At 38.7% G+C, this 17452-nt stretch carries 19 protein-coding genes; 6 read left to right on the top strand and 13 right to left on the bottom strand.

Annotated elements, in window-relative coordinates; translation table 11 throughout:
- Nucleotides 1-85: 85 nt before the first annotated feature.
- The gene (locus AC4CVF_RS01140) at nt 86-1318 is read left to right on the top strand and encodes a beta-ketoacyl synthase N-terminal-like domain-containing protein (RefSeq protein ID WP_336952059.1); all 1233 of its coding nucleotides are present in this window, start codon (nt 86-88) and stop codon (nt 1316-1318) included.
- 81 nt (nt 1319-1399) lie between these two features.
- The gene (gene hemJ / locus AC4CVF_RS01135; protein WP_004723664.1) at nt 1400-1852 is read left to right on the top strand and encodes a protoporphyrinogen oxidase HemJ; all 453 of its coding nucleotides are present in this window, start codon (nt 1400-1402) and stop codon (nt 1850-1852) included.
- Nucleotides 1853-2238: 386 nt separating this feature from the next.
- On the opposite strand, the gene AC4CVF_RS01130 is transcribed toward hemJ, so the two are convergent.
- The 5 genes from AC4CVF_RS01130 to AC4CVF_RS01110 form a co-directional block, all read right to left on the bottom strand.
- Nucleotides 2239-3348 (bottom strand): acyltransferase family protein, encoded by a 1110-nt coding sequence (locus AC4CVF_RS01130; protein ID WP_336952060.1) that lies wholly within the window; start codon nt 3346-3348, stop codon nt 2239-2241.
- A 252-nt stretch (nt 3349-3600) separates the two neighbouring features.
- Entirely contained in the window at nt 3601-5031 is a 1431-nt protein-coding gene (locus tag AC4CVF_RS01125; RefSeq protein ID WP_004723666.1) for an amino acid permease, read from the bottom strand.
- Nucleotides 5032-5216: 185 nt separating this feature from the next.
- A complete protein-coding gene (locus AC4CVF_RS01120; RefSeq protein WP_336952061.1) occupies nt 5217-5588 on the bottom strand; it encodes a RidA family protein in 372 nt (123 codons plus the stop codon).
- A gap of 10 nt (nt 5589-5598) precedes the next feature.
- Nucleotides 5599-6723: an alanine racemase gene (gene alr, locus AC4CVF_RS01115; protein ID WP_490788766.1), complete on the bottom strand. Its 1125-nt coding sequence runs from the start codon at nt 6721-6723 to the stop codon at nt 5599-5601.
- Nucleotides 6724-6809: 86 nt separating this feature from the next.
- Nucleotides 6810-8069: a D-amino acid dehydrogenase gene (locus AC4CVF_RS01110; RefSeq protein WP_336952064.1), complete on the bottom strand. Its 1260-nt coding sequence runs from the start codon at nt 8067-8069 to the stop codon at nt 6810-6812.
- A gap of 139 nt (nt 8070-8208) precedes the next feature.
- Between AC4CVF_RS01110 and AC4CVF_RS01105 the strand changes: the two genes are divergently transcribed.
- Entirely contained in the window at nt 8209-8673 is a 465-nt protein-coding gene (locus AC4CVF_RS01105; RefSeq protein WP_004723670.1) for an Lrp/AsnC ligand binding domain-containing protein, read from the top strand.
- A gap of 317 nt (nt 8674-8990) precedes the next feature.
- Here the strand turns inward: AC4CVF_RS01105 and AC4CVF_RS01100 are convergent, their stop codons facing one another.
- Nucleotides 8991-9638, bottom strand: coding sequence for an HAD-IA family hydrolase (locus tag AC4CVF_RS01100; RefSeq protein ID WP_419328215.1), 648 nt, complete (start codon nt 9636-9638; stop codon nt 8991-8993).
- A 102-nt stretch (nt 9639-9740) separates the two neighbouring features.
- On the opposite strand from AC4CVF_RS01100, the gene AC4CVF_RS01095 reads away from it, so the two are divergent.
- A complete protein-coding gene (locus tag AC4CVF_RS01095) occupies nt 9741-10508 on the top strand; it encodes a hydroxymethylpyrimidine/phosphomethylpyrimidine kinase (RefSeq protein WP_336952066.1) in 768 nt (255 codons plus the stop codon).
- 104 nt (nt 10509-10612) lie between these two features.
- Nucleotides 10613-11158, top strand: a complete 546-nt coding sequence (locus tag AC4CVF_RS01090) for an XAC2610-related protein (RefSeq protein WP_336952067.1) — start codon at nt 10613-10615, stop codon at nt 11156-11158.
- 108 nt (nt 11159-11266) lie between these two features.
- On the opposite strand, the gene AC4CVF_RS01085 is transcribed toward AC4CVF_RS01090, so the two are convergent.
- The 4 genes from AC4CVF_RS01085 to AC4CVF_RS01070 form a co-directional block, all read right to left on the bottom strand.
- The gene (locus tag AC4CVF_RS01085; protein WP_419328214.1) at nt 11267-11923 is read right to left on the bottom strand and encodes a nuclease-related domain-containing protein; all 657 of its coding nucleotides are present in this window, start codon (nt 11921-11923) and stop codon (nt 11267-11269) included.
- Between the two features lie 35 nt (nt 11924-11958).
- Complete coding sequence (locus AC4CVF_RS01080; RefSeq protein ID WP_336952069.1) at nt 11959-12441, bottom strand: methylated-DNA--[protein]-cysteine S-methyltransferase; 483 nt, start codon at nt 12439-12441, stop codon at nt 11959-11961.
- Between the two features lie 36 nt (nt 12442-12477).
- Complete coding sequence (locus tag AC4CVF_RS01075; protein ID WP_336952070.1) at nt 12478-12795, bottom strand: DMT family transporter; 318 nt, start codon at nt 12793-12795, stop codon at nt 12478-12480.
- 109 nt (nt 12796-12904) lie between these two features.
- Nucleotides 12905-13222 carry a DMT family transporter gene (locus AC4CVF_RS01070; RefSeq protein WP_004723678.1) on the bottom strand — a complete coding sequence of 106 codons (318 nt, stop codon included), beginning with the start codon at nt 13220-13222 and terminating at the stop codon, nt 12905-12907.
- Between the two features lie 218 nt (nt 13223-13440).
- Here AC4CVF_RS01070 and AC4CVF_RS01065 point away from each other — a divergent pair, with 218 nt between their 5' ends.
- Entirely contained in the window at nt 13441-13932 is a 492-nt protein-coding gene (locus AC4CVF_RS01065) for a DUF6985 domain-containing protein (protein ID WP_419360709.1), read from the top strand.
- A gap of 50 nt (nt 13933-13982) precedes the next feature.
- On the opposite strand, the gene AC4CVF_RS01060 is transcribed toward AC4CVF_RS01065, so the two are convergent.
- Genes AC4CVF_RS01060 through AC4CVF_RS01050 form a run of 3 tightly spaced genes read right to left on the bottom strand, consistent with a single transcriptional unit; the run spans nt 13983 to nt 17341 of the window.
- On the bottom strand, nt 13983-14909 hold the full coding sequence (locus AC4CVF_RS01060) for a copper resistance protein B (RefSeq protein WP_419328212.1): 927 nt from the start codon (nt 14907-14909) through the stop codon (nt 13983-13985).
- Nucleotides 14896-16875, bottom strand: coding sequence for a multicopper oxidase domain-containing protein (locus AC4CVF_RS01055; protein ID WP_490788765.1), 1980 nt, complete (start codon nt 16873-16875; stop codon nt 14896-14898). Before AC4CVF_RS01055 ends, AC4CVF_RS01060 begins: the two co-directional genes overlap by 14 nt.
- Before the next feature lie 55 nt (nt 16876-16930).
- On the bottom strand, nt 16931-17341 hold the full coding sequence (locus AC4CVF_RS01050) for a hypothetical protein (protein WP_336952075.1): 411 nt from the start codon (nt 17339-17341) through the stop codon (nt 16931-16933).
- Nucleotides 17342-17452 lie beyond the last annotated feature (111 nt).

Below are 17452 nucleotides of genomic sequence, written 5' to 3'. Positions count from 1 at the left end.
ATCAATATCTTTCGCCATTGAACTAAAAAAGTAAACGCGTTTAAATGTAAACATTCATTCTGTATTCTAAAATAAAGGACTTTGCATGAACCGTCGTGTTGTCATCACTGGTATGGGTATTAACTCATGTATCGGTAATACATTGGAAGCTGTTAAGCACTCTTTGGAAAATGGTATTTCAGGGACACGTCATAATTCAACGTACGAAGAACTTAATTTTAAAAGTCATGTCAGTGCCGCAGCTGAACAAGATTTTGATGGTATTGACCGTAAACTTAAACGCTTCATGGGCGTATGTGCAATGTATGCCTACAATTCAGCACTTGCAGCTGTAGAACATGCTGGCCTAACACCAGAGCAACTGGGCGGTAATCCTCGTTACGGTATTGCAGGGGGTTCAGGTGGGAACTCAACTGCATCTGTTACAGAGATGGTTAAACTTTTAGAAGAAAAAGGTGCACGTAAAATTGGCCCGTTCTTCGTACCACGTAATATGTCTAACACCATTACTGCCAATGTCGGTGTTGCATTCAAATTACAAGGTGTTGCTCATTCAATCACCAGTGCTTGTGCAACTTCAGCTGATGCAATTGGTTATGCTTACAACCTGATTCAATTAGGTAAACAAGATTTAATGTTGGCGGGTGGCGGTGAAGAAGATCACTGGTCACAAAGCTTATTGTTTGATGCGATGGGCGCACTATGTTCTAAATATAATGATGCTCCAGAAACAGCGTCACGCCCATACTCAGCTGACCGTGACGGTTTTGTGATTGCGGGTGGTGGTGGTTTTGTTGTACTTGAATCACTTGAACATGCTCAAGCACGTGGTGCAAATATTCTTGCAGAAGTTGTTGCTTATGCTGCAAATTCGGATGGTGCGGATATGGTTGCACCATCAGGTGAAGGTGCTACCCGTTGTATTTTGATGGCTTTAGAAGAAGCAAAACAACATGGCGTGGATCAGATTGACTACGTCAATACCCATGGTACTTCAACACCTGCTGGTGACGTGACTGAACTTCTTGCGATGGGTCGTGCATTTGGTGAAGGTAATGTTCCACCATTAAGCTCAACCAAGTCTATGACAGGTCACAGTCTGGGGGCTGCTGGTGTTCAAGAAGCCATTTATTCTGTATTGATGATGCAAAATGACTTTATCGCGCCAAACATCAATGTCACAGAACTAGATGAAGGCACAAAAGGTTATGACATCGTACTTGAAAAACGTGATACAAAATTGAATACTGTGATGAGTAACAGTTTCGGTTTTGGCGGTGTCAATGCTTGTCTCATTTTTAAAAAATGGGAAGGCTAAACAAAGAATTGTTGATCATTCAAATTTATAATAAGTTTGGATGATCGGCATCTCCCACACTGCCCTTAAAAGGGTAAATTGATGGATGCTCCTTCAGAAGCTTTCCTTTGGGTAAAAGCTTTACATATCATTGCAGTCGTGTGTTGGTTTGCAGCACTGTTTTATCTCCCGCGTTTGTTTGTCTACCATGCCATGAGCGATGATAATCTAAGTCATCAGCGTTTCGAGATCATGGAGCGTAAATTATATCGGGGCATTATGTGGCCATCGATGATCGCAACTTTGATCACCGCACATTTTCTCGTAGACTGGGGCGATGCAACACGTCATTACCATGAAGCTTTATGGTTTTATCTAAAAGTCGGTTTAGTTGGTCTTTTGGTGATTTACCACTTTGTCTGCGGTTATTACCGTAAAAAACTGATTGGCAATGCACATTATAAATCGCATAAGTTTTGGCGATTTTTCAATGAGATGCCAACCCTGATTTTATTTGCAGTGGTGATTTTAGTGGTGGTTAAACCCACATTTTAAATTGTAGATAGAAACCTCCTAAATGGAGGTTTTTAATTGATTGGATGTAATTTACAGGCCCACCTAAATAATTTTCTAATAAATTCAGCAACATGAAATTATAAAAACTTAATCAACAATATCATTAAAAACACTTAATACATGCCTTTATAGAGGCTTCACTGCCACATCTTAGATACAAGGTTTAAATTCATTTGTGCTGGCAGTGCCCCACTTTTCGTAGGGGACAGCAAACCTTGCGCATGCACGATTCAATAATGTAAAAAGTAGTTGTATTACCTTAAACAATGCACAATCACTCTATTGCGCTCAACATCAAGTCCGATTAGATCCGTTCCGGAATAACCATTTGCTTGTGCAAACTCAATATATATATAGGATTTCTTTCAATGGCTCTTAATTAGCCAATTTCTAATTTTTGCATTCATCGGTGTTGAATAATACTTTTCAATGGCCCAACTCAATACAAAAACAGCAATAAAATAAATTGGCAATAGCATTAATTTTTCAACAGCTAAGGTTTCTTGAGGAAAATAAAAAACTTTAAATAAACCCAAGATAATCAAATGAAATAAGTACATTTCATAACTACGTTGCCCAATCCACGCTACACCTTTTGACAATATAGAGCGAGATTCAGTGTGTGGGTTCTGAGCAAAACAGAAGATCAGCATTGCTGACAATATGGCAAAAATGCTGATTCCCCACGTACTAACCTCTTTGATTGGTGCATATAAATAAACAGCTGCTATCAACACGACAATGATTGGAACCACGATTTTGGAAACCTGAATTTTTTGTCCCATCCGCTGATTCATTAAAGCAGTTAAGCAACCAATCGCAATTCCGTCAAAACTTGAGAAGTAATGATAAAGATAAGCCCCGCTTTCCTCAGCAAAATGCAATGAACGGAAATAAGGTGCATAAATGATGATTGCCAATAAAAATATAATAAACCCTTTACCACGGCCTAATACAACACACAAAATTGGAAATGCTAAGTAGAAGACTTCCTCAACAGATAAAGACCATAGCACGCCTAGCGCATAATTCACCCAGCCATTTTCAATGATTAGGATATTCATCCAAAAGGTAAAAGCAGAAAATACAGTTAAGCCGTAAGAAACTTCAATACCGTTTGGCGCTTGATTGAGAAAGGGTTTTAACCCCATTGCACCCAGTACTGTGACCAGCACCACCAGTAGGACCAAACAAGGCATAATTCGGGCAATACGGCGAATATAGAAATCTTTGAGTTTAATCTGTGCAAGTGTCCCACTTCTTTGTAAAGTATGTTGAGTGATTAAAAAACCCGAAATCACAAAAAATAAAGTCACTCCATAATTACCATTGCGGGCAATTAAAGTACTTAAGCTTTCTCCAAAGATCTGTATACCTAGAAATGTGTCATGCAGTTTATAAGGAATATTAAAATGGTGGAGAAGGACCAATAAAATTGAAATTCCACGTAAGAGATCGATCTTGTTATTGCGCATATCTGCTATTGCTTATCATAAATGATGCTATTAAACGTGTTTTTTATTTTTATTTCAGTATTTTATTTTGAATAATTTGTTAAATTCTACATTTAATCTATGTAATCAATCACGGATAAAACCAAAAACTTGAGCATTTTATATTTAATCTAAGCGTTTAATTTTTAGAGTTAATTTATATCAAAATTTTTCATATCATAGTTATTCAGGAGATGATCTAACACCATCTCCTGATCAATTGAATATTCAACATTAAAGCTGTTGATTACGTTTTTTCATACGCGGTTTATACATCATTTGATAGGTCACCGCTAAAATAATCACCCACAACGGGCTGATGATTAAAGCTTTTAAAGTATCAGGCTCAAGACTTAAAATCACCAAAGTAAAGGCAAGGAAGATCAAAACAAGATAAGACATCCATACACCACCTGGCATTTTAAAGTTTGATTTCTCATGTAATTCTGGGCGTAATTTACGGTAGCGTATATAACACACCATAATAATACTCCAGATACTAATGAATAAAATCACACATAAAGAACTGGCTAAGGTAAATGCTTCGACGGTATTTGGAACAAAATATTGTAGTGCTGCACCTGCCATAATAAAGCCACAAGAGAACAACAAACCTTTTGCAGGAACGGCGCGTTTAGACAGCTCAGCCAACTTAGTCGGTGCTTGCCCTTCTTTAGCCAATCCAAACAACATACGACTGGTTGAAAATACACCACTGTTCATCGATGACATTACCGAGGATAAAACCACCAAGTTCATAATCACAGCTGCTGCACCAATACCAGCATGTAGGAACAATGTGACAAATGGGCTTTGATCCGCAGGAATTTCATTCCAAGGGGTTACCGACATCACGATAAAGAGTGCCAATACATAGAACAAAATAATACGGGTCGGAATCGCATTGACCGCTTTAGGTAAGTTCTTTTCAGGATCTTTGGTTTCTGCCGCCATAGTACCAATCAGCTCGACACCGACAAAAGCAAACAAGGCAATTTGGAAACCTGCTAAAAAGCCACTTGCCCCTTTCGGGAACATGCCACCATGCGACCAGACATTGCTAAAGCTTGCAACTGAACCTGTCGGTGCTTGGAAATGGCTCAACACCATATAGCCACCAATAAGAATCAATCCAACAATGGCTAAAATTTTGATCAAAGCAAACCAAAACTCAATTTCACCAAACAACTTTACTGTGAGGAGATTAATTCCCAATACCAAGAGTACGCATCCAGCACTAATTAAGGCTTGTCCCATGGGGGTAAAGGCGGTTCCGTCAGGAAGCCAAAAATTGAGATAATTAATAATTGCAGCTAAATCCGCAATACCCACTAAGATCCAACCGAGCCAGTATGACCAGCCAATATAATAGCCAGCACCCGGACCAATTAAGTCATGTGCCATATCAATAAAGGATTTGTAGTGCAGATTTGAAAGTAAAATTTCACCCAATGCGCGCATCAGGAAAAAGAACATTGCACCAATGATCATATAAATGATCAGAATTGAAGGGCCTGCAAGGGAAATGGTTTTCCCTGAACCCATAAATAAGCCAGTACCAATTGCACCACCAATCGCAATTAATTGTAGGTGACGATTGGATAATTTCCGTTGTAGCTCATTTGGCGACGATGGTACGTCATCTGAATGGCTTGAAGTTGTCATAAAAATATCCTTTTTGACAATTTTTTGGAGGTAAAACCCGCTTGTGGCATAAGAACATTCCCGTTCTATTGTTCTACCTAACGCGAACTGGGCCACATGGTTTACATGTGACCAGCTTTAATTCGGGGCAAATACTGCTTTAATTGTTGACAATAATCAATTCTACTTTATGACAAGCGGTTAATTTATGCCTGCGCCGCAATAACTGCGATCTCAATCAACCAATCTGGATTAACCAAATCAGCTTGAATTGTTGCGCGAGATGGAGCAACACAACCTTCTAACCAATCAATCCAAATGGTGTTAAAAGTTGCAAAATCATCTAAATTTTTGATGTAGACATGCGCAGACAATAAACGTGATTTATCGGTATTTGCCTCAAGCAATAATTGATCAATCGTTGCTAAGATTTCTTGAGTTTGACCAATAATATCCTGTTGGGTGTTTTTAGGAACTTGGCCTGACAAATAAACCACTTTATTGAAAATGGTGACTGCACTCATTACTTGATTGCTGTTGAGTTTTTGAATGTCTGGGTGTTGAACGTTGTTTGACATGTTGATGTCCTTATTTTGAAATTTTAAAATTTACCCGTGCAGTTACACCACACATGAGCTCATAACCTACGGTTCCAGAACTTGCTGCAACTTCATCAATCGGCAGTACAGTTCCATTTGAAGACTGTCCCCAAAGTACCACTTCGCTTCCAACTCGCGCATCTGGGATATGAGTTAAATCAACCGCCAACATATCCATACTGACACGACCAATAGTTTGTGTTCGTACAGAATTGACCAATACTGGTGCATCCATCGAAATACGTTGGTAACCATCTGCATAACCACATGCCACGATTCCGATTTTCATGGCTTGGGTTGCAGTAAATTTAGATCCATAACCCACTGTTTCACTCGGCTGTAAATCTTGAATTGCGATGATTTCACTGCGTAAACTCATGCTTGGTTTAAGATTCCAGTCTTGAATTGAGTGTGTTGGATAGTCAGGAGAACTGCCATACAGCATAATCCCACTGCGAATATAATCTGAACGTAAATCTTGTGAATGTCGGAGAATGGCCGCACTATTTGAAACTGAACGCTCTCCGTCTAAATCTTGAATGGTTTGTTCAAAAATAGCCTGCTGGTAGGTAATCCCAGATTGCCCCAAACGCTCACCATCTGCATCTGAAAAATGCATCATATGCGTGATAGATTTCACCACCTCGAATTGCTTTAATCTTTGCCACATTGCGCGATACGCATCAGCTTTAAAACCAAGGCGATTCATTCCTGTATTCATTTTTAAAAATACATCGAATTGAGTCTGTGCTGGATTGTCTTTGAGAGATTGGCTTTGAAATTGTTCTAGCCAATTCACTTGTTCTTCATTATGTAGGCTAAAACTTAATTGATACTTTTCACAGTCCAATAAATCATCTGCTGAAAAAATACCTTCTAAGAGCAGAATTGGACCTGTCCATCCCGATGTTCTTAGGCGTTTTGCTTCATCGATATCTAACAAAGCAAAACCATCTGCGGATTTGAATGCATCATAGACACGCTCAATACCGTGTCCATAAGCATTGGCCTTGACCACGGTAAAAACTTTACTTTGTGGCATAAATTGACGGGCGACATTCAAGTTATGCAACAAAGCATCCTGATGAATGACAGCAGTAATTGGTCTAGGCATTTTATTCATCCCTGAATATGGATTGGCGTTGTAAATTATTTATCGCTAAACAATTTATTGATTACTGTTTTAACAATGTGGCTGACTTAAGCAGCGTGTGGATAACGCTGAATAGATAAGCCTTCGGTACTAATATCAGTTTGATGATTAAGTACTAGATCGCTGATTAATTTTCCTGAACCACATGCCATGGTCCAGCCTAAAGTGCCATGCCCTGTATTAAGGAATAAATTTTTAAAACGTGTTGCGCCAATAATTGGTGTGCTGTCTGGGGTCATTGGGCGAAGACCGGTCCAAAATGACGCTTGTGCCAAATCACCACCCGGGAATAAATCTTGGGTCACCATTTCCAACGTGCCACGACGATCAGCATTTAAACCATGATTAAAACCGCTTAATTCTGCCATTCCACCAACACGAATACGTTGATCAAAACGAGTAATCGCAATTTTATAGGTTTCATCCAAAACTGTAGATTGTGGTGCAAATGTTGGATCAACAATCGGGATCGTTAAAGAATAACCTTTCACTGGGTAAACTGGTAAATTCAATTCCAGCGGCTTTAAGAAATCACGTGAATAGCTACCAAAAGCCAATACATAGCGATCAGCAGTTAACACGTCACCATTAACCACTACACCTTTGATTTGATCACCTTCAACCACCAATCTTTCAACATTTTGGTTGAATTTAAACTCGACACCTAAACCTTTGGCTAAATTGGCTAAAGCATTGGTAAATAAATAGCAGTCGCCTGTTTCATCATTTGGAAGATGTAAACCACCGACCAATTTATCTTTGGCATGTTCTAGTGCTGGTTCTACTTTAGCAAGATCATCTTTAAGCAATAACTCATGTGGAACACCACATTCTTTGAGTACAGCAATATCACGCTGAACCATTTCTAATTGAGCTTCATTACGGAAAACTTGCAACGTGCCTTTTGAACGGTTTTCGTATTCAATGCCAGTATCTTTACGCAGTTCTCTTAAACAGTCACGGCTATATTCTGCAACACGTGTCATACGTTCTTTGTTAATCGCATAACTTTCTGAGTTACAGTTTTTAAGCATTTGCGCCATCCACTGTAACTGCCACATACTGCCATCGATATTAATCGCAAGTGGTGCATGATGTTGAAACATCCACTTAACCGCTTTAAACGGAATACCGGGTGCAGCCCACGGTGTCGAATATCCTGGAGAAATTTGACCTGCATTACCAAAGCTGGTTTCTTCAGCTGGACCTGCTTGACGGTCTAAAACTGTAACTTGTGCTCCTTGCTGCGCGAGGTAATATGCACTTGCTACGCCAATCACACCACTACCTAATACTATTACACGCATTTCTTATCCTTTATGCATTTACTAGTTTATTTCACTAGTATATTTTTGGTTCAATAGTTTATTTCACTATTTTTAATGCTAAAATTCAGGTGTTTTAATTTATTGTCGTGAAAAATGATTAAAAAAAAGGGAATAATTGATGCGTAAATTAGACCGTATAGATCGAATGATTTTAGATATTCTTCAAAATGAGGGTCGAATTGCCATCAGCGAGTTGGCTTCACGGGTCAGTTTATCGACCACACCTTGTTCTGAACGCGTCAAACGTTTGGAGCGAGATGGCATCATTATGGGCTATCATGCACGACTAAATCCGAAACATCTTGATCGCAACTTATTGGTTTTTCTAGAAATTAGCTTATCAGCAAAGTCTGGTGACGTGTTTGAACAAGTGGCCAAGGACTTAATGGAAATACCAGAAGTACAAGAGTGCCATCTTATTTCGGGAGATTTTGATTATTTAGTCAAAGCCCGATTAAAAGAAATGAGTGCTTACCGACGCTTACTGGGTGATTTACTAAAAAAACTTCCCTCCTCTGCTTCTTCACACAGCTATATTGTAATGGAAGAAATTAAGGAATCATTGTATTTGGACGTTCGCTAATCCATCATTTTTTATTTTTAGATGGATTGATGTGGTGCATTGCAGATTTGAATATCTCTCCACATTAGATCCAAATTTTACTGCAAGTAGATCTTAAATTAAGCGGTGATGGACTTAAGAGTTTAACGCTTCCCCATCATGCGGTATCTCTACCCAATTGAGTGAATGACATTAAAAGATTATCGGGGGATTCAGTCCGTGTTTAAATGTGTGATTGCTACTCACTATGTGATTACAAGTAAAATCCCCAACCGAGAATATCTTATCGATGTGTTGGGGATGATTAATTTGATTCGAATTACTCCAATAACCTAGATTTAAACCAGATTTAACAATTCAGAAAACTTTGCAATTCTTGCTTTCGGCACTGCTTCGTCCAACTCTTGTTTTGAACCATATCCATATTCTACCGCAATGGTTTCAATGCCATTTTTACGTGCACCAAAAATATCATGTTCCCGGTCTCCCACCATCAAACACTCTTTTGGATTTAACTTTTCTTTTTCAAGGATATAAGTGATTAACTCACCTTTATTGGTGCGCTCGCCATTTAACTCACTGCCATAGGGATAATCAAAATATTTTAATAAATCAAAATGATCTAAGATTTGCCGTGCATAGACTTCAGGTTTTGCAGTGGCTAAAAACAGTCGATAGCCCTTACTTTTTAAGGCTTCCAAGGTTTGTACTACATCATCAAAAACATGGTTTTCAAATAGGCCAGTTACAGCAAAACGTTCACGATAACCTAATAAAGCTTGCTCAGCTAAAATATCATTTGCTTCAACTTTGAGTAGCTTTGCCAATGATGCCTTTAACGGTGGACCAATAATCCAGTCGATATTTTCACTGTCAGGAATCGGATGCCCAACCTTTGCAAGTCCATAACGTGCAGATGTCGTAATGCCTACTTTTGGGTCGGTTAATGTGCCATCGAGATCAATTAAAATATTCTTTATCACCATCCAATCCTTTAAATCTGTGTTTGAAACAATTATCAAATTACTATCGAGTGTTCTCGCAAACTTGCCTATACTAACGTAAATTTGTGAATTAAGGACATCATCGTGCGCCCTACTGTACTTTGTTTTTCAGGTCTAGACCCTTCTGGTGGTGCTGGTATACAGGCTGATATTGAAGCGATTGGTCAAAGTGGCGCACATGCGGCAATTGCTTGTACAGCATTAACCATTCAAAACTCTCAACAAGTTTTTGGTTTTAAAGCCAGCTCCAAAGAACTACTGCTTGCTCAGGCCAATGCAGTTGTTGGTGATTTACCCATTAAAGCCATCAAATCGGGGATGTTGGGGACGACAGATAATATTGCTGCACTGGCTGAGTTTTTACGTGAACATCCAGATTATCTATATGTACTTGATCCTGTTTTAGTGGCAAATAGTGGTGGTTCACTGGGTAATCAAGAGACCTTGGTTAAAGCCTTTATCGAACTGATTCCTCTGGCAACAATCATTACCCCAAATACGGTAGAATTACGTGCATTAACAGCAGAACAGGACATAGAAAAAGCCACAGCCAAGCTGTTTGAAATGGGCGCACAAGCTGTTCTGGTAAAAGGTGGTCATGAAGATACCCCAAACTATATTCGTAATGCCTTATATGTGAACGGTGAAATGATCGCTGAATCTAAATGTCCCCGTTTAGAAGGTGAATACCATGGTTCAGGTTGTTCATTGGCAAGCTTTATTGCAGGACGTTTAGCACTAGGAGATCCGCTTAAAATCGCGGTACAACATGCTGAAACATGGTTATTTGGTGTATTAAAAAATGCCGAAACGCCGATTGAAGGTGGCCAAAAAATTCCAAAGCGCTTTTAAATGTTGAATATTACTCTGCACTTTTGAAAATAGCATCCAAGTTTCAATAAACAGCTGAAACTTGGAAATCCCCTAAAACAATGGGAATGACAACGAGAATAACAATGCATAAAACACTCACGACAATAATGCTATCAAGTTTACTTTTAACCCCATTCGCATTTGCCCAACCTCAACAACAAACTGTAAGTCGCAATATTAACGATGTAGTGAATGGGCAAAAAACCCATTTTATTTTTAAAGATGGCGATGACGAATCAGGTCAACTCATCATTCAAACACCGGCTAAACAGCAAGCATTTGATCTTGCAGAATTACCATTTGAACGTAAAAGACAAATTCATTTTCAAGACTACAATTTTGATGGATTTACCGATATTGCTGTGTCTACACCTGATATGGGAATGGGGGTTTATTCAATTTTTGATATTTTTCTCTATCAACCTAAAAGTAAAGACTATCAAGTGTTGAACCAAGGAAAAATTGATTTTAGTCATGCACAGTGTTCTGGATTGACGGATCTCAAACTGATTACCCACAAGAAACAAATGACCAGCTCATGTCGAGGTGGCGCAAGATGGTGGGTCGACACGTATCAATTTAAAAATGGGCAATGGAAATGGTTAAAGTCTAAAGTGGAGGATGAATGAATTTTCGCTTCATCCTCTACTGAACTTAATGCCATAGATATAATATAAGCATCCAATCATACAAAAAATATAATTTAATCTGTAGAATGTTGATTATGCGTAATATGTTCATTTCTCAGTATATTTATCTTTAAGACTTTGTATATGTTGGCGATTGGTTTTCCACGAATTTTCTAAAATTTCTTTCTCTAGACGATACTGAATACGTTTTAATTTCATTGGAGGAATGTTGATTTGCTTAAATTGTTTTACATAATCTGTCCAACCTGCACCACGAAAGACATTGTTTGGCATTTTGGTTTTAAATTCGCAATCAGACATAAAAACCACGATTGAATGGATCTGAGTGGAATCAACAATATCTGTGAGCACACTTTCTAAAACTTTTTGATGCTTATAATTTTGATGTAATGGGTTTTGGAACTTATAGCTCTTTTTATAAATCTTTTGTGTCCAAATCTTTTGACGCTCGCCACCAAATATCCAACCTTTATAATTCTTTGTTTCAATGACAAAAACACCATAAAGACTTAATAAAATATGATCTATTTGGGTGGTCTGATTTTGCGCATCAGGCAGAGTACAATCATTTAATAAAATATAATTTTCTTTATCTAAATAGACTTTTACATGGGTACTGACAGCAAATTCACCTATTTTCCCTTTTAAAAAGGGCTTAAATAATTTAACTAGCGTAATCGCAACGAAAAGTAAAACGATCCAACCTAGATTTGATAAGAATGATGTAAAAATTTGAGCAAGCATTTTAAATTGTAATGTAATAATAAATAGCGTTGAGTCTATGGCACTTGTTCAATTTTTAAAAGAATATCCTTATTATCCAACCCACCCGCAAAACCCACTAATTTACCATCTGCCCCGACCACACGATGACATGGTGCAATAATAGAGATGGGATTTTTACCATTCGCTGCACCCACTGCCCGAACCGCTTTGACATTTCCAATCTGTTCTGCGATCTCTTTATAGCTACGCGTTTCACCAAATGGAATCGTCAATAAAGCTTGCCAAACTTTTTGCTGAAACTCAGTCCCCGCAAAATCTAGCGGTAAATCAAACTGGGTTCTTTTTCCTTGAAAATATTCATTCAATTGTTTCGCCGTCTCCAACAAAACTGGATGCGTATTGTTTTTAATTAATTCAGCCAGACGAACCCGTTTAGGATTTTCATTTTCCCAAAGTACTGCAACCAAGGCATGATCATGGGCGACTAATTTTAATATCCCGACTGGGGAACTCATTTCCATAAATGCAAGTTGCATGTCCTTATTCCCTTTCCAACTCAGCAACAGCTTAACTTAGCTTGAAGATAATTTCATCAAAATAAGACCTGAAATAATCAATACAGCAGCCAACATCCGCATCGCTGAGGCTGGTTCACCTAAAAAGAAAATTCCGACGGCAAATGAACCAATCGCACCAATCCCTGTCCACACCGTATAAGCGGTACCAAGTGGTAATGTTTTCATTGCATAAGAAAGTAAAGCAAAACTTGCGATCATAAAGATGATGGTCAAAATACTAGGTGTCAATTTAGTAAACCCATCAGACACCTTCATAAAATATGCCCAAACCACTTCAAACAAACCAGCAACTGCCAATAAAACCCATGCCATTATATATTCACCATTTTCTATTGGGTGTTTCCAATATTGATTACACCATGAACTACACATAAAAAAAGTGCTACCTCCTACAGAAATAGCACTTAAATATTTAAATAAATTAAGACGAAGAAAGTTTCATTAAAACTAAGCCAGAAACAATCAGTACAGCAGCGAACATACGCATTGCTGTTGCAGGTTCGCCTAAAATAAAAATACCAACCAAGAATGAGCCTATCGCTCCAATCCCAGTCCAAATGGTATAAGCAGTTCCCAATGGCAAAGTACGCATCGCATATGCCAATAGACCAAAGCTTAAAATCATGAAAAATAAGGTGACAATACTTGGTGTAAGCTTTGTAAAACCTTCGGACAATTTCATGCTATATGCCCAAACGATTTCAAAGATACCTGCGAAAATAAGAAAAACCCAAGCCATGACCAGCTCCAAATTTAAATTAGAATCAGGCCGTCCTGACGATTTTTCTCAAATTGAGGGAGGTCGTTCCTCCTGAAGAACGCTAATTATATCAACTCATGTTGAGGAGTTTATTAAAATTTACAAAATTTGACCTTTTTTACATTTCGAATAATTTTTTTTCGTGAGGCTTACTTTATGATCAAGCATGCTAAATATAAAAATCAGGAATCAAAACCATGAAACATGATTATTGGGGTGATATCCACCCGAGCTGGGCTGGGTTTAGTTCAGAAACATTTTTTTCACATTGTTTTTTTAATCAAAATGCTGATCGGGAGATTTTCTTAGGGGAAGAGTTTGATGAAGATGGCGAAGAGATCGAAGAAGCACCCAATCTTGATCAACTCAACGCTTTTGCAAAAATCTACCAATTATTTATCAACAGTATTGAACAACATATTCAGACCATTCAGCAACATGCTTTTGAACGCTATCAAAAGCTTTATGCACATTATTATGAAAATCCAGAAAAATCCGGTAAGGCTGCATTGAATATTCAGGATGTGGAATCCCATAATCCTTATATTCAGACCATGTTAAATTTGCGTGTGAGCGCACCCGATAGCTTAACCCTCTCTATTCACTATGATTTAGATACAGAGCATGGAATGGAATTTAAGTTTGTAAATAATCAGCTTGAATGTGTCGCTGGCATTGCAGAAACGTAAAAGATCACTCCTAAAGAAGTGACCTTTTGCTTTATACAAAAAACTAAAGCTTAGAATCTAAAACGCAGACCTGCACCATATAACCAACCTGATTCGGACTTAGTTGCAGTTTGCCATGCTGTCTCTTTTTTACCTTTAGAATATGTATAGGCCACACTCACATAAGGCATCACCTTTTTTGTAATTTCATAACGGGTTTCTAAACCTGTTTTAATACTGTTTAGGCCTGTTTTTTGGGCATAGCGTGAATCATCGCTAAATACCACATTTAAATCTAAATAAGGCTTTAAAATCAGCTTTTGTGTCAATAATAAATCACGTTCAGTTTCTAGGCTAAATGCAACCTGACTGTCCTGTCCGAAATACAGATAAGCATCTGTTTCAAAAAAGTACTGCGCCAAGCCGTGTAAACCCAAAGCCGCATCTACACGTTCCTGATCAGTGGTTCGCTCAGGATTATCACTGTAACGCACACCCGCCTGTACATCCCAAAAATCAGCAATGTTACGGCTATAGAGGGCACTTAGATCATATTCTATTTTGTCTGATTCAGCCTTACTGGAGCTCCCTTTAATGAATAACTTATTTTCATCAGTACCTATGCGTAACTCTAAAGATGAATCTAAAGTACCTTTTCCATCTTCATCCAGCATCCAAGCATTATCAATAGTCACTCGCTGATAAACCTGCGCACCATGTTCTTTACCATGATCATGGGTACTATGCGAAGCTACGCTTTCCGCCCCCTTAGTGGTTGTAATCGCTTGATGCTGTGTATGATCTACAACATTGCTTTGCTTATCCAACTGATTCATTTTTGAATGATCCATGCTTGAATAATCAGTCACTACAGTTGATTCAGTCGCAATACTCTCATCACTTTGCATCTGATGCCCTTCATGGGCCAAAGCCAAACCACTCAGCATAAGTAATGAACTTGCCAGAGCTGATTTAGAAAAAAGATTAATGATTTGCATGTTCGTCCCCTTTCACTTCAGCCTTTTGAGTGGTATTTGTTGTTTGAACTGGCTGGGTGGACACTTTGCCATCACTCACATTGGCAACAATCAATTTATTCATCATCCCTGCACTCATGTGGTAGAGCAAATGACAATGGATTGCCCATTCACCCAATTCATCAGCGGTTAATAATGCTGTAACTGTTTTTGCAGGTGGTACAACAATGGTGTGTTTATTGGGCATATCCACAGCAGGCTGACCATTTTCCAGTTGCATAAACATGCCATGTAAATGCATTGGATGCGCCATCATACTGTCATTGATAAATTTAATTCGGATACGTTCGCCATATTTCACTTTGAGTGGTTCAGCATCACTGAATTTTTTACCATTGATCGTCCAAACATAACGCTCCATGGTTCCGCCTAAGCGAATCACCAATTCACTGGTGGCATCACGAGTATCAGGTTGAGGGGTTAGTGATTTTAAATCACTGTATTGCAGTGCTTTATCTCCTTGCGGCGTCGATGCATTTGCCCAACCATAAACCACTTGGTCATTTTTTTGAGCTGCCGATGAATTGCTATGCTGTGAATGATCCATAGCTTGCGTATCATTGGCATTCATTTCTGAATGGTCCATACCTTGCATAGCATCAGCACTCATTTTTGAATGGTCCATACCTTGCATAGCATCAGCACTCATTTTTGAATGGTCCATGCCCTGCATATCATTCGCACTCATTTTCGAGTGATCCATGCCTTGCATAGCATCAGTATTCATTTTTGAATGGTCCATGCCTTGCATATCGTCAGCACTCATTTTTGAATGGTCCATGCCTGACATATCACCCATACTCATCTTGGAGTGATCCATCCCTCCGCCACCATGACCTCCCATATCATCCATAGTTAGCAGAGCACGTGGACGAGCAGCAGGCATATGAATAGCAGCACTTTTTGCTGTTAATTCATTGTGGAGTGTTCCAATCGCAAATCCTGAACGGTCAATAGACTCTGCTTCGATCTGATAATGACTGATTTTAGGTTCAACAATCACATCATAGGTTTCTGCTGTACCAATACGAAACTCATCCACACTCACAGGTTTTACTGGTTGACCATCGGCACTGACCACTGTCATTTTTAGCTGAGGGATGCGTACATCAAAGAACGACATTGCCGATGCATTCACAAAGCGGAGTCGAACTTTTTCATTTGGCTTAAACTGACCTGTCCAATTTTGTTCAGGCGTTTTCCCGTTTACAAGAAAGGTGTAACCCGTCACATCAGACATATCTGTTTTTAACATACGCATCTGATTCCACATTTTGCGATCAGACCATGTTGCTTTTAAACCATCACGTTGTAACTGTTTCCAAACATCCCCTAATGTTTCACGTCGATTTTGATAATATTCTGCGGAAACCTTTAGATTTTTTTGGATCTGGTCACTGGTTTGCTCATGGAAATCCGACAACATCACCACATAATCACGATCTGTGCGTTCATGCGCTGCCAGCGGTTTTTTATTCTTTGGATAAATCACTAAAGAACCATATAAACCATCCTGTTCTTGGCCTTTTGAATGGGCATGATACCAATAGGTTCCACTCTGACGAACTTTGAACTTATAGACAAATTCTTCGTTGGGTTTGATCCCGTTATAACCATTAAAGCCAGGTACACCATCCATAATGCCGGGCAATAATAGGCCATGCCAGTGGATCGATGAATCCTGATTCTTTAAATTATTTTTAACACGAATCACCGCTTCATCACCTTCTTCAAATTCTAAAAGTGGTGCGGGAAACTGGCCATTTACAGTAATTCGTTTTACCGGTTTACCTGTTACATTGACGATTCCTTCATCAATGCTGAGTTGATATTCTTTGATTGCGGCAATTCCCCAAGTTGAGGAGACCAAGCACAATGTCGCAACCAAGCTTTGAGCTAATCGCTTTTGAGATAACTGAATAAACATAACTTAACCTAAATTTTAACAAGCAATTTTGAATAAAAAAGTGTCTAAAATCAGATTAAGCTTTTGGAGGACGTAGGATTTCTTGCCAATGCCCTGCGAGGTGCTGAGCTTGGTAATTGATTTGATAGGCTTGAGTGTTGTGCAGATGATCGGGTGCAATCAATTTGGGAATATCAGGATTGAACCAAACCACTGAAGATTGGCATGATAAGGCAGCACAGTCTAGGCATTTGCTCTGCTGCGTATCTTGAGATTGAACCTGTAGATTATGGCAATCTTTTAAATTTTGCACCTGCTGCTCATGATTGAGACGCAATTTTTGATCATTTTGTTTTTGTTGTATGTCTAAACAGTGTTGTTTCATTTCTTTTACAGTACTGTTTTTCATCATCGATTGATGTTCATCTAAAAGTGATGCATTCATCATTTGCGCATGTTGCATCATATTTACAGATGCAATAGACACACTGCTCCAACCTATGGCAAAAACCATAAGACAAACAAACCAAAGCTGTTTGTGCAGTTGTCTAAACAAAACTAAAACCTATGTTTTAATCCATAATGAAGCTAAGAGCAT

This window comes from Acinetobacter sp. LipI_19 (genome assembly GCF_058242925.1).
The sequence above is the reverse complement of the archived record's forward strand: the minus strand, read 5'-3'. Positions and strand labels throughout refer to the sequence as shown.

Excerpts from the sequence above, each read along its gene's own strand:
- AC4CVF_RS01080 (WP_336952069.1), bottom strand. The coding sequence starts at position 12,441 with ATGCAACTTGCATTTATGGAAATGAGTTCCCCAGTCGGGATATTAAAA.
- AC4CVF_RS01065 (WP_419360709.1), top strand. The coding sequence starts at position 13,441 with ATGAAACATGATTATTGGGGTGATATCCACCCGAGCTGGGCTGGGTTT.
- AC4CVF_RS01090 (WP_336952067.1), top strand. The coding sequence starts at position 10,613 with ATGCATAAAACACTCACGACAATAATGCTATCAAGTTTACTTTTAACC.
- AC4CVF_RS01120 (WP_336952061.1), bottom strand. The coding sequence starts at position 5,588 with ATGTCAAACAACGTTCAACACCCAGACATTCAAAAACTCAACAGCAAT.
- AC4CVF_RS01070 (WP_004723678.1), bottom strand. The coding sequence starts at position 13,222 with ATGGCTTGGGTTTTTCTTATTTTCGCAGGTATCTTTGAAATCGTTTGG.
- AC4CVF_RS01060 (WP_419328212.1), bottom strand. The coding sequence starts at position 14,909 with ATGCAAATCATTAATCTTTTTTCTAAATCAGCTCTGGCAAGTTCATTA.
- AC4CVF_RS01100 (WP_419328215.1), bottom strand. The coding sequence starts at position 9,638 with ATGGTGATAAAGAATATTTTAATTGATCTCGATGGCACATTAACCGAC.
- AC4CVF_RS01055 (WP_490788765.1), bottom strand. The coding sequence starts at position 16,875 with ATGTTTATTCAGTTATCTCAAAAGCGATTAGCTCAAAGCTTGGTTGCG.
- AC4CVF_RS01140 (WP_336952059.1), top strand. The coding sequence starts at position 86 with ATGAACCGTCGTGTTGTCATCACTGGTATGGGTATTAACTCATGTATC.
- AC4CVF_RS01085 (WP_419328214.1), bottom strand. The coding sequence starts at position 11,923 with ATGCTTGCTCAAATTTTTACATCATTCTTATCAAATCTAGGTTGGATC.
- hemJ (WP_004723664.1), top strand. The coding sequence starts at position 1,400 with ATGGATGCTCCTTCAGAAGCTTTCCTTTGGGTAAAAGCTTTACATATC.
- AC4CVF_RS01075 (WP_336952070.1), bottom strand. The coding sequence starts at position 12,795 with ATGGCATGGGTTTTATTGGCAGTTGCTGGTTTGTTTGAAGTGGTTTGG.
- AC4CVF_RS01110 (WP_336952064.1), bottom strand. The coding sequence starts at position 8,069 with ATGCGTGTAATAGTATTAGGTAGTGGTGTGATTGGCGTAGCAAGTGCA.
- alr (WP_490788766.1), bottom strand. The coding sequence starts at position 6,723 with ATGCCTAGACCAATTACTGCTGTCATTCATCAGGATGCTTTGTTGCAT.
- AC4CVF_RS01125 (WP_004723666.1), bottom strand. The coding sequence starts at position 5,031 with ATGACAACTTCAAGCCATTCAGATGACGTACCATCGTCGCCAAATGAG.
- AC4CVF_RS01105 (WP_004723670.1), top strand. The coding sequence starts at position 8,209 with ATGCGTAAATTAGACCGTATAGATCGAATGATTTTAGATATTCTTCAA.
- AC4CVF_RS01130 (WP_336952060.1), bottom strand. The coding sequence starts at position 3,348 with ATGCGCAATAACAAGATCGATCTCTTACGTGGAATTTCAATTTTATTG.